At 40.5% G+C, this 11,972-nt stretch carries 13 protein-coding genes; 6 read left to right on the top strand and 7 right to left on the bottom strand.

The window, feature by feature from the left end:
* Positions 1-10: 10 nt before the first annotated feature.
* From HMPREF0013_RS22430 to HMPREF0013_RS22450, 5 genes are all read right to left on the bottom strand, one after another.
* A complete protein-coding gene (locus HMPREF0013_RS22430; RefSeq protein WP_001024691.1) occupies positions 11-481 on the bottom strand; it encodes a F0F1 ATP synthase subunit B in 471 nt (156 codons plus the stop codon).
* 38 nt (positions 482-519) lie between these two features.
* Positions 520-765, bottom strand: coding sequence for a F0F1 ATP synthase subunit C (gene atpE / locus HMPREF0013_RS22435; protein WP_000424060.1), 246 nt, complete (start codon positions 763-765; stop codon positions 520-522).
* An 84-nt stretch (positions 766-849) separates the two neighbouring features.
* Entirely contained in the window at positions 850-1,725 is an 876-nt protein-coding gene (atpB, locus tag HMPREF0013_RS22440; RefSeq protein WP_002114072.1) for a F0F1 ATP synthase subunit A, read from the bottom strand.
* 104 nt (positions 1,726-1,829) lie between these two features.
* Entirely contained in the window at positions 1,830-2,228 is a 399-nt protein-coding gene (locus HMPREF0013_RS22445; RefSeq protein WP_005072004.1) for an ATP synthase subunit I, read from the bottom strand.
* A 170-nt stretch (positions 2,229-2,398) separates the two neighbouring features.
* Entirely contained in the window at positions 2,399-3,238 is an 840-nt protein-coding gene (locus tag HMPREF0013_RS22450; protein WP_005804756.1) for a metal ABC transporter substrate-binding protein, read from the bottom strand.
* Positions 3,239-3,365: 127 nt separating this feature from the next.
* Here HMPREF0013_RS22450 and HMPREF0013_RS22455 point away from each other — a divergent pair, with 127 nt between their 5' ends.
* Genes HMPREF0013_RS22455 through znuB form a run of 3 tightly spaced genes read left to right on the top strand, consistent with a single transcriptional unit; the run spans position 3,366 to position 5,437 of the window.
* The gene (locus tag HMPREF0013_RS22455) at positions 3,366-3,863 is read left to right on the top strand and encodes a transcriptional repressor (RefSeq protein ID WP_002114130.1); all 498 of its coding nucleotides are present in this window, start codon (positions 3,366-3,368) and stop codon (positions 3,861-3,863) included.
* Positions 3,836-4,624, top strand: coding sequence for a zinc ABC transporter ATP-binding protein ZnuC (gene znuC, locus HMPREF0013_RS22460; RefSeq protein WP_005804757.1), 789 nt, complete (start codon positions 3,836-3,838; stop codon positions 4,622-4,624). Before HMPREF0013_RS22455 ends, znuC begins: the two co-directional genes overlap by 28 nt.
* A gap of 3 nt (positions 4,625-4,627) precedes the next feature.
* Entirely contained in the window at positions 4,628-5,437 is an 810-nt protein-coding gene (gene znuB, locus HMPREF0013_RS22465) for a zinc ABC transporter permease subunit ZnuB (protein WP_005804758.1), read from the top strand.
* A 1-nt stretch (position 5,438) separates the two neighbouring features.
* On the opposite strand, the gene HMPREF0013_RS22470 is transcribed toward znuB, so the two are convergent.
* Positions 5,439-6,065 (bottom strand): LysE family transporter, encoded by a 627-nt coding sequence (locus tag HMPREF0013_RS22470; RefSeq protein ID WP_005804759.1) that lies wholly within the window; start codon positions 6,063-6,065, stop codon positions 5,439-5,441.
* Positions 6,066-6,223: 158 nt separating this feature from the next.
* Between HMPREF0013_RS22470 and HMPREF0013_RS22475 the strand changes: the two genes are divergently transcribed.
* Complete coding sequence (locus HMPREF0013_RS22475) at positions 6,224-7,144, top strand: Dyp-type peroxidase (protein ID WP_005804760.1); 921 nt, start codon at positions 6,224-6,226, stop codon at positions 7,142-7,144.
* A 44-nt stretch (positions 7,145-7,188) separates the two neighbouring features.
* On the opposite strand, the gene HMPREF0013_RS22480 is transcribed toward HMPREF0013_RS22475, so the two are convergent.
* Positions 7,189-8,886, bottom strand: coding sequence for an NAD-dependent malic enzyme (locus HMPREF0013_RS22480; RefSeq protein ID WP_005804761.1), 1,698 nt, complete (start codon positions 8,884-8,886; stop codon positions 7,189-7,191).
* 494 nt (positions 8,887-9,380) lie between these two features.
* Between HMPREF0013_RS22480 and argS the strand changes: the two genes are divergently transcribed.
* Entirely contained in the window at positions 9,381-11,171 is a 1,791-nt protein-coding gene (gene argS, locus HMPREF0013_RS22485) for an arginine--tRNA ligase (protein WP_005804762.1), read from the top strand.
* Positions 11,172-11,328: 157 nt separating this feature from the next.
* On the top strand, positions 11,329-11,943 hold the full coding sequence (locus HMPREF0013_RS22490) for an SPOR domain-containing protein (RefSeq protein WP_005804763.1): 615 nt from the start codon (positions 11,329-11,331) through the stop codon (positions 11,941-11,943).
* The last annotated feature ends 29 nt before the right edge of the window (positions 11,944-11,972 follow it).

The following is an 11,972-nucleotide window of genomic DNA, read 5'->3' on the forward strand; positions in this document are numbered from 1 at the left end:
TTCGCCTCGCTTAAAGTTTAGCAGCCAGCTGAGACAGCATGGCGTTATGAGCTTCTGCATCAACTTGCTGGTTCAGGATTTTTTCTGCACCAGTTACTGCCAAAGCAGCTACTTGTTGACGTAATTCTTCGCGAGCAGAATTGATTTCTTGATCAACAGCTTCTTTAGCCTGTTGACGAATACGCTCACCTTCAGCCGCAGCTTGAGTACGAGCTTCTTCGATCAATTGCGCTGCACGACGGTTCGCTTGTTCGATCAATTGAGCCGCTTGTGCTTTAGCTGCATCAAGTTCTTGCTTAACTTGCGCTTGTGCATCGGCAAGGTCAGCTTTCGCTTTTTCTGCTGCATTTAAGCCATCAGCGATTTTACGCTGACGCTCACTAATCGCATTGATTAGTGGTGGCCAAACAAACTTCATGCAGAATGCAACAAAGAATGCAAACGCAATCGCTTGACCAATCAATGTGAGGTTGATATTCATTGCAATTCCTCAAATAGTGGATTTAGGAATTAAGATGATTAACCTACAAATGGATTAGCGAAGATGAAGAACAAGCCAATACCAACACCGATCATAGGCACAGCATCAAGAAGACCCGCGATTAAGAACATACGAGTTTGAAGTTGTGGAGCCAATTCTGGTTGACGAGCAACAGCTTCTAAAAAGCGACCACCCAAAAGACCAAAACCAATCGCAGTACCCAAAGCACCGAAAGCGATCAAGATAGCAGATGCAATTGCAACTAGACCTAAAGTGAGTTCCATGAAAAATTCCTCAGAGGTTAGGTTATTACCAAATTAAATTAAAAAAATTCAGCCCAACCATCATTTGATAGTTAGGCAATACCATTAATGTTTTTCGCTTGCCATGCTCAAGTAAACGATGGTAAGCATCATAAAGATGAATGCCTGCAACGTGATTACAAGAATGTGGAAGATCGCCCAAGGCACAGACAACGCCCATTGAATCCAGAACGGCAATAAAGCAATTAGGATAAAGATCAACTCACCGGCATACATGTTACCGAATAGTCGGAGAGCTAATGAAATCGGACGAGCAAGGAATGTTACCAATTCCAAAATCAAGTTCACTGGAATAAGCAACGCTTTTGCAACTGGATTACTTGGGTTAAATGGGTTAAGTGCCAACTCGCCAACGAAACCACCAACACCCTTTTCGCGGATGCTGTAGAACAAGATAAGTACAAATACAGATAAAGACATACCTAAAGTAATGTTTGGATCTGTAGATGGAACGATCTTGAAGTAAACGTGGTGAGGGTCCATACCAAATACGTTTGCACCTACAAACGCTGCAACTTGAGGAATCCAGTCAACTGGGATCAAGTCCATTAAGTTCATGAGGAAAATCCACACGAAAATAGTGAGTGCAAGCGGAGCGATTAAACGTGATTTGCCATGAAAAGTATCACGGACACTTGAGTCAACAAACTCAATGATCATTTCGATTGCTGACTGGAATTTAGTTGGAACACCTGCATTTGCAGCTTTCGCAACGATCCAGAACATCAAACAGAAAATCACACCAAGGCCAATTGACCAACCCATTGAATCCAAGTGAATTGCAGTGAACCCCATCGAATGAGCTTCTTCAGCAGTCTCAGCCAATTTCCATGTACCGTCTGGCATTTTGCCATAGGTCATATTGGTCAAGTGATGCTTGATATACTCTGTCGAAGTGAGGGCATGTTCTTCAGCAGCCATAAATCACACCTGGTCAATGTCAATTACTAAAAAGAAGGGAAACGAACATCGGCGTACTGTCGATATCTCGCCACCCTCCAAAAAATCTTCAATTCTTCTTGTTTCTACACCCGTTTTTGTAGACGTGACACCCAAAACGGAGCGACCCACGACATTGCCTGAACGAGAATAAAACCAAACAGCAATGCTAACGGTGATAAAGGTTTAACATTGCTCAAAATCAAAATAAATCCAACGATCATGATTGCAAATTTGCCTAACATGCCCCTATACATGTTAGACAGCACTTGTTTTGATGCTCGTGCACCTGCTGTTCTGAAGGATTGCCACGAAAAATAACCCGTAGCAAGCCAGCAGACCAACGCACCAAGTGCCGCACTTAATGCTGCTGTCATGTCTTTTATGCTCCACGCCACAAGTGCGGAAACAGGGATCATACATGCTTGTAAGAAGACCAAAGCTTTTGCTAATCGTCGGTCAATCAAGCGACTAGTTTGGCTCATTATTTATCCACTCACAGCATAAATGCTTGACAAGTTTAGCTGATGATCGCTTTTAATCGCAGGCATTATAGAGTTACACCCCTGAACATGCAATCTTTTCCCGACTTTAGTCGGGGTTTTTCATGACAGGTGGTGCTGACGCTACAGTCAGCCTTTGTTTACTTTTTATCTTACTTTTGCGTACTTAATACACATTTATCTGTTTTTATAGCCAGTTTCTTCCATGCAGTGACGAAATCATCCTCATTATTCATGCTCTCGTCTACTGGCTGAAAAGTAATGTTACCTAATTTTTGGTATTGACCCTTAGTGGTAAAACTCTCTGCCAACAAACACATCTGATTTTTTGGTCGACTATCATTAAGATACTTAATTTGAGCTGCTGTTGGTGCAACATGAGGGTCATCTGTTAAAGCACCAGCGAATTTTAAGTTTAGTGAACGCTCTAAATATTGATAGGCATCATGATATGCCCAATACGGTTTGCCATTACTTGAACTATCGTAAGCTTGTGCTGCCTGCAACATTTTACGAGCAAATACATTGGCATTATTCCAGTACTTTGCCTTATTTTCAGGATGTTGCTGAGAGCGCAAAGCCGCAATAAAGAAACCAATTCGAACCGCATTGTTAGGCTCTAACCATACATGTGTATCTACTGTATTAGGTAAAGCTACACCACGTGTACTACGCTGGGGCAAAACAGAAACAATGCCACTATCTAATAGTGCAATCGCCTTTTTATTATTACCTAATAATTTATTTAAGGGCGCTTCATGCGCTTTACCCAACCAAATCACCAAAGACGCATCATTAATTGCTTTACGATGCGCTGGAGTTAATTGTACGTCATGCCCAGTTTGTCCCTTTAATAAGAGTTGTGGTTCTTCAACCCCTTGAGTGACTTCTTTTGCAATCAGATAAATCGGGTGTGTAGAAACCACCAAACCCTGACTCCACCCTAACGTACTCAAAAGTGAGAACATACTGAAAACAAAAAAACGGAACATGACAGACCATCAATTTAAATTAGCTCGAAGCATGTTATAATATAACAAAGTTACAAAAATACCTAAGATTAATCGAATGAAGCATCGCTTCATGCTAATATTCCGTTAAAAATTCGAGGTTACCCCTATGAGTTCCTGCTCGCATGAACATCATGATTCTTTGCATGGTGTGCATGATCATCATAATGTCGCAAGTCGTTTAGCTGAAGCAGAAAGTTTATGTTCTGCGACTGGCGCACGCCTTACACCTTTGCGCAAAGAAGTTCTGGAACTCATTTTAAATGCTTCGGGTCCGATGGGTGCCTATGACTTATTGGCACGTATAAAAAGTCAAACTGATCGCCCTGCTGCGCCTCCAACTGTATATAGAACTTTAGATTTCTTATTAGAAAAAGGTCTCATTCACCGCCTAACTTCTATTAATGCGTATATTCCTTGTTGCCACCCGCGTGAAGGCCATCAAGCAGCATTCCTGATTTGTACCGAATGCCATATGGTTAAAGAAGCTTCCTCTCAAGGCCTCACACACCAGCTTGACCAGCTTGCAGCTTCAGATGACTTCGTGGCTCAACACAGCATTATTGAAATTTCGGGGAAATGCCAACAGTGCCGCACAACTCCTTAAATCCTGTATTAATTCAGCTTGAGCAGGTTTCTGTTCATCGTGATGATCGGGATATATTAAAAAAAGTTGATTTTGCCTTACATGAAAATGAAATTGTGTCTTTAATTGGCCCCAATGGCGCTGGCAAATCAACACTGATAAAGGTTCTACTCGGTATTCTCCAGCCGAGTAGTGGGCGTGTTATCAATCATAAAAAACTTAAAATGGCTTATGTGCCACAAAAGTTTAACCCTTCACACAGTCTCCCTTTACGTGTTCAGGACCTTCTTGATTTAGAAAAATGCAGCTCTGCCCTGCGTCAGGAAATTATTCAAGACACAGGTATTTCAAAGTTACAACAATCAAAAGTACAACAACTTTCAGGTGGAGAACGCCAAAGAGTACTATTGGCTCGTGCACTGCTTCGTCAGCCAGATATTTTAGTTCTTGATGAACCCATGCAAGGTCTAGATATTCAGTCAGAAGCGGAACTTTATGATTATGTTCGTAGCCTGCCAGAACGATATGGTTGTGCGATCTTAATTGTCTCTCATGACTTACAATGGGTTATGCAAGGAACACACCGCGTAGTGTGTTTAAATAAACATATTTGCTGTAGTGGGCTACCCGAGAATATTCAGCAACACCCTGAATATCAGGCAATATTTGGAACTCAAAGGGTCTTCTATCAACATCATCATGACCATTGTGCTCACGGTGATGCTGCTCACCCTTGCCCTCATAATGACCGCCCTCATATTCACCCAGAACCGGAAGCTTAAGCCATGATGGAATGGTTACAATTATTGTTGCCCGCATGGATTATGGGAACCCTGCTGGTATTTTTGACTGCACCTCTGGGTTGTTTAATGCTTTGGAGACGCATGTCTTTTTTTGCTGACACGATGGCGCACGGAACACTACTCGGGGTTGCTATTGCAGGAGCCTTAAGTCTTCCATTATGGCTTGGCGTTGCAGGCACAGCGGTTTTACTGGTAGGCGTATTATGGGCTTTACACGACAATCGTTTGCCCAACGATGCTCTGTTAGCCTTATGCTCAGCGACATTACTGTGTAGTGGTTTATTGTTTATTCAACATGTACCAAGTTTAAGACCAGAGCTTTTAAGTTATTTATTTGGCGACTTGCTCAGCATTGATTGGCCTGACCTCCCTGTTTTCACTTTGATTATTGCGATATCACTCGTAATTCTTTACCGTTTTTGGCAGCCACAAATACAGTTTGCAATTGATCCGGATATCGCAATTAGTGAAGGAGTGAATGCAAACTGGCAACGCCTTATTTTCATGCTGTTATTAGCCTTATTTACAGTTTTAGCCTTGCGTGCTGTGGGTTCTTTGCTAATGGGTGCATTACTCGTAATACCAGCCTTAAGTGCTCGTCTATTGGCAAACTCACCAAAGCAAATGGTTATTTGGGCATTCGTGTTAGCCCAGCTCGGTGTTAGTGTCGGTTTATGGTCAAGTGCAGCACTCAATATCTCTACAGGTCTTAGTATTGTTTTATGTATGGCATTAAGTTTTGCTGTTATTTTTATAACTCAAAAAGTAAAAAATCAAACACAGGCGGCTTAACTTAGGACGCCTGATGAACAGTGCTCAATAATAAAGCCGCACAGCTAAACATTACAGCAAAGCCCCGATTTAAATATTTTTGCTGTCTAGGGGATCTAAGTAATCTTAAAACCTTGGATGCCAGCCCCGTATATCCAGCCATTACAATCAAATCGATCGTAATCATAGTGGCTGCCATAATTAGATATTGTATCCATTGAGGCTTACTCAAATCTAAAAACTGCGGCAAAACTGCCAATAAAAATACGATCGCTTTAGGATTACTAATATTGACTACAAAACCATTTAATAGCAGAGCTAAAGCAGATTTATCTCTTTTTTCTTGTTGAATTTCTATATCTTTTACAGGTGCTGTCCACTGCAAATAGGCTAAATATAATAAATAGGCTACGCCAAACCACTTAACGGCCTGAAAAGCTAAAGGAGTCGTTGCAAATAAAACCCCGACACCTGCTGCCACCACCATAATTTGAAGCACCAAGGCAACTTGTAAACCAATTGCATTCCAGTAACCATGTCTAAAGCCATAATTTAGACCACTCGACATTGAGGCAATAGCTCCCGCACCCGGAGAGATACTAATGACCCAACAGGCCAACATATAGGCAAACCAAACTTGCAAAGACATAGTAAAAATAGACAATAAAAGTGGAATTATACTGTTTTATAAAACTATATTGATGAGAATTCAAACAATAAAATCAAGAAATAGACTACTAACCGCTCTTCGCATCAGGCACAATAATTAAAGCTCATACTAAATTATAATTGAGGAGATACCTTCCAATGACTGCTCAATCTGTCATTTTGCCGTTGCCATCAGATCATGCCCGATTTATTGTTCTTCGTTTAAAAGACTTATCAATTGATGAATTAAAAGAACAACTCGAAGCGTTGTTTGAAACACGCGACCGTCTCATTACTCAGCATTCAGACGCGCAAATCAAAACAGCAGTCGCTTTTGGTCCAGAACTTTGGAAGCAACTTTACAGTCAATCTCCTGCTGGCTTTAAACAACTTGAACCAGAAAACGGCGCATTCAACATGCCAGCCGTTCCCGCTGATGTCCTCATCCATATTGCTAGTATGCGTTCTGATATTTGTTTTGCATTAAGCCAAGCATTTTTTGAAGGTATTAAAGATAAAGTTGAAGTTCTTGATGAGCGTGTTTGCTTCCGCTATTTTGATGGCCGAGATATTACAGGCTTTATAGACGGTACAGAAAACCCTCAATTTCCAGATGACCGTGCAGAAACAGCTCTATTGCCAGAAAGCGCGGGAGTTTTTGCTGATGGCAGTTTCATTTTCGCGCAGCGCTATGCACATGACTTAGAAAAATGGAAAAAACTAAAAGTTGATGCTCAAGAAAATGTCATGGGTCGTACTAAGCTTGAGTCAATTGAACTGGATGATGACGTTAAACCAGAAAATGCTCATGTCGCACGTACTGTTGTCGAAGATGATCAAGGCGAAGAAATGGAAATCTTGCGTCATAGTCTGCCTTATGGCGACGGCAGAGGTGATCAGGGTTTATTTTTCATTGCGTACACCAAGGACCTGAATATTATTGATGCCATGTTAAAACGTATGTTTGGTACAAGTGGAGATGGTATCCATGATCGCTTATTGCATTTCGTGACACCACTAGACGGCGCATATTACTTTGCACCTAGTGAAGAATTGCTAGAAGAAGTTTTAGAAGACTAAAATAAAAAAGAGGAGCTTAAGCTCCTCTTTTTACGTTCTCAACCTTAGAAAGGAATACGCTTATATTTGCGGTATTCAGGTTTCCAGAATGATTGATCAATTTTTTGCTGTAGCAAATCATCACTAATCGTTACTGCCACGCCATCGACCATTGCAGCTTTGGCAACTTCAAATGCAATCACTTTAGAGACTTGCTGAATTTCACCTAAAGGTGGCAATAAATCAGCTTGCGGATCTTTCAGTAATGGCGAGCAATTCGCTAAAGCACTACTTGAAGCCATTAACATATTTTCAGTAACGCGTTTAGCACCCGATGCCACCACCCCTAAGCCAATGCCCGGGAAAATGTACGAGTTATTACACTGAGAAATATTATAAAGCTTGCCGTGATGATTCACAGGAGCAAACGGGCTACCTGTTGCAATTAATGCTCTACCTTCAGTCCATTCCACAATATCAGCCGGTACTGCTTCAACACGTGAAGTTGGGTTAGACAATGGCATGACAATTGGGCGTTCACAATTCGCTGCCATGGTCTTAATAATCTCTTCTGTGAAGAGACCTGGTTGACCAGAAACACCAATTAACACTGTAGGCTTCGCATTTTTAACAACATCAAGTAGTGAAATCACTTCTTCAATATTGCCCCACTGATCAACCACCTCAGCTTTTTGTGCTAACTTACGTTGGAAGTCGAGCAAGTTTGGCTGATTCTCAGTGATCAAACCAAAACGGTCTACCATATAAACGCGAGCACGTGCTTCAGAATCAGTCAGACCTTCAGCAACCATTTGCGCAACGATTTGCTCGGCAATACCGCATCCCGCAGAGCCCGCGCCTAAGAAAGCAATTGTTTGATCTTTTAATTGCTTGCCTGCTGCACGACTTGCAGCAATCAAACTACCTACAGATACCGCTGCTGTTCCTTGAATATCATCGTTAAAACAACAAATTTTATCTCGATACTTTTCTAAAAGTGGCATCGCATTTTTTTGAGCGAAATCTTCAAACTGAATTAACGCTTTTGGCCAACGACGCTTCACAGCCTCAATCACCATATCGACAAATGCATAATATTCATCACCACTAATACGTGGCTGACGCCAACCCATATAGATCGGATCATTTAACAATTGTGGATTATTCGTCCCCACATCAATTGTGATTGGCAATGTATAGGCTGGGCTAATTCCACCACAAGCGGTGTAAAGTGAAAGTTTCCCAATAGGAATACCCATACCACCAATACCTTGGTCACCAAGACCTAAAATACGTTCACCATCAGTAATGACGATCACTTTTACATTATTTTTATTTACGTTTTGCAAAATATCATCAATCACATCACGATCTGGATATGAAATGAAAACACCACGATGACGACGATAGATATCAGAGAAACGCTGACATGCCTCACCTACTGTTGGGGTGTAAATAATCGGCATCATTTCTTCAAGATGATTTTCGATTAGATGATAGAACAAGGTTTCATTAGTATCTTGGATATTACGCAGATAGATATGTCGGTTGATATCATCAGTAAAAGCGCAATATTGCTGATAAGAACGCTGGCTCTGCTCTTCAATAGTTTCAATAATATGGGGGAGTAAACCGTGTAAGTTAAAGTTACTTCTTTCTTCTTCAGTGAAAGCCGAACCTTTATTTAAGAGTGGTAACTCTAAAAGTGTAAAACCTGCATATGGAATATAAAGGGGATGTTTACTTGGGTGTCCTGATATCATTGCCTATCTCATTTTCCAGCTTAGAGTAGAGAAAAACACGTTTTGTATGGTCTCTAAAACTCTTTGTGCGTATAAGCTTAAGCCTAATTCGATCAAAATAGATATTTTAAACCATGATGTTAAAATTAAATACTATTTAGTTAAAACATGTTTAAAAATAAATAATAAAAATCAGTATCTTAATATTTTTATGATTTTAAAAATTTCTTTTATTTTCTCAAATTTAAAAGCCATAATTATATGATTTAGCGGCAACAGGTATTTCCTCAGGAAATAGTATTAAATTAAACACGTAATTTACTCACAAAAACTACCCAGAAGGCTTGTAATTCATTATTTTCAGAATAGTAAGGTGATTCATCAACCGACATTCATTTAAAAAATAATCATCAGTAATTTGCATAAAGAATTATTGGAATATTAAATCCCCTCCCCTAAGTCATCGGAAATTTGCTATATTTGACGTTTTTCTGCGACATCTATTTTCGATTGATATGAATACGGCAATACAAGCAGCTCTCGACCATGCAGTGCAAACTCTTCAACAAGAAGGGGTGCTTCCTTCCGACTGGAAAAACACAAGCAACTTAACACGCACCAAAGACCGAAGCCATGGCGACTTTGCTTCTAATATTGCCATGATCGGCTCGAAAGCTGCTGGTATGAAACCACGTGATCTAGCTGAGAAAGTTCTAGCTGCATTACCAGAAGTGGCAGATATCAGTAAAGCTGAAATCGCAGGGCCCGGATTTATTAACTTCTTTTTAAATGCAGACCAGCGTTTTGCTATTCTTGATCAAATTCAAGCACAAAAAGAAATTTTTGGTCGTAGCCAAGCAAATGCAGCGAAAAAGATTCAAGTCGAATTTGTTTCTGCAAACCCAACGTCTAGCCTACACGTAGGTCATGGTCGTGGTGCGGCATACGGTATGACTGTTGCTAATTTACTTGAAGCAACGGGTGCTAAAGTTGACCGTGAGTACTACGTGAATGATGCTGGCCGTCAAATGGATATTTTGGCGACTTCTACTTATTTACGTTATTTGGAACTACTTGGACAAAACCTTGTATTCCCTAAAAATGCATATCAAGGCGATTACGTTAAAGAAATCGCACAAGGCATTATTGATAAAGATGGCGACGCTTACGTTCGTGAAGTTGCGAATGTTTATAAAGATGTACCAGAAGATGTGCAATATGCTGAAGAGCTAGATAGCGAAGGTAACAAAGTCGTTTTATCTGGCGATAAAGAAAAGCATATTGATGGACTTATTGCCAACTCACAACAATTATTAGGTGAAGGCTACCGTGTATTCCACCAAGCTGCTCTTCACGCCATTTTAGATGATATTAAAGATGACCTTGCTGACTTTGGTGTAACGTTCAACCAATGGTTTAGTGAAGCATCTCTTAGTGCAAAAATTGATGAAGCTTTAGAAACACTTGATCAACGTGGCTTCCTTTATCAAAAAGATGGCAACATCTGGTTCAAGTCGACTGAATTTGGTGATGAAAAAGACCGTGTTGTTAAGCGTCGTAATGGCCAAACGACTTACTTTGCATCTGACATTGCATACCACTTAAATAAACTACAACGTGGTTATACTGACCTAATCGATATTTGGGGTTCTGACCACCATGGCTATATTTCTCGCGTAAAAGCGGCGATTGATGCAATGGGTTACGACTCTAAGAAATTGACTGTTCTTTTAGTTCAGTTTGTAAGTTTATGGCGTGGCGGCGAGATGGTTCAAATGTCTTCTCGTTCAGGTCAATTCGTGACTTTACGTGACTTACGTAAAGAAGTGGGCAATGACGCAGCTCGTTTCTACTACGTAATGCGTAAGAGTGAACAACACATCGACTTTGACCTTGACCTTGCTGTTTCACAAAGTAAAGACAATGCTGTGTACTATATTCAATATGCACACGCACGTATTTGTCGTATGTTAGAAAAAGCAGTAAGCACAGATTTACAATTCGATGTAAACGCTGCTCGTCCACATGCAGCTCGCTTGTCTCTTGATGCAGAAATTGAGATTCTTGCTAAACTGGCAGCATACCCAGACACGGTATTACGTGCTGCAAATGCATATGAACCTCATCAGGTTGGTAACTACTTAAAAGAGTTAGCCGCCCTGTTCCACGGTTGGTACAATGAACATAAAGTATTAAGCGATGATGCAGAGCTTACACAAGCCCGTTTATTGCTTTCAATCAATGTACAACAAGTGCTTCGTAATGGTTTAGAATTACTTGGTGTATCTGCACCAGAATCTATGTAATAAATATATTGCATGACAGCAAATTAAAGGTCATGCAATATATAGTCAGCAGTGGTTTGTATAGTTAAAATATCAATACAAACCACTGTTTTTAGCATCGTAAGACGAGACTCAAACTCGAATTAAAAAACAATCAAAATACAGAGGAATAATCCACGTGTTTGGCAAAACGCAACGCGGTGTATCTGAAAGACCTAATAAGCCTAAAAAGCCTCTAATTCCCAAATGGTTAGGGACACTTGTCGCTATTTTGGCGGTCTTATGTATCGCTGTAATGCTTATGCTTTGGAAACCTTGGCAACCTGTTCCTGCGAAAAATCAGATTACTTCTGAACATTATCAAGAAGAAGATACTAATAAAGACTATCGCTTCTACGACCTATTGCCTCAACAACAGGTTACCCCTATTCCTGAACAAGCGATCCCTGAAAGTAAAAATCAAGGCACTGCTATGATCGTTGAGGCACCAAGTACCACTCAACCAGCTGCCTCTGAAAGTGTAGGAATTGACCCGAATCAGTCAGCTACAACTCCTCAGCAACCTACATATATTTTACAAGTTCGTAGTTATAACGATCCTGATCAGGCTGATGCTCGTCGTGCAGAAATCATTTTAAATGGCTTATCTGCTGATGTAGTCAAAAGTACTGAAAACGGACAAACATGGTATCGCGTTATTTCTGGACCGTATGATACTCAAGACGCTGCATTGGCCGCTCAACAAACCTTACAACATAGCGGCATTGATTCTATCGTGATCAAACGCAAGTAAACGGCAAATAAAAAAGGAACAAATAATTG

Origin of the sequence: Acinetobacter sp. SH024 (genome assembly GCF_000163635.1) — a bacterium.
In the GTDB taxonomy this organism is placed as follows: domain Bacteria; phylum Pseudomonadota; class Gammaproteobacteria; order Pseudomonadales; family Moraxellaceae; genus Acinetobacter; species Acinetobacter pittii.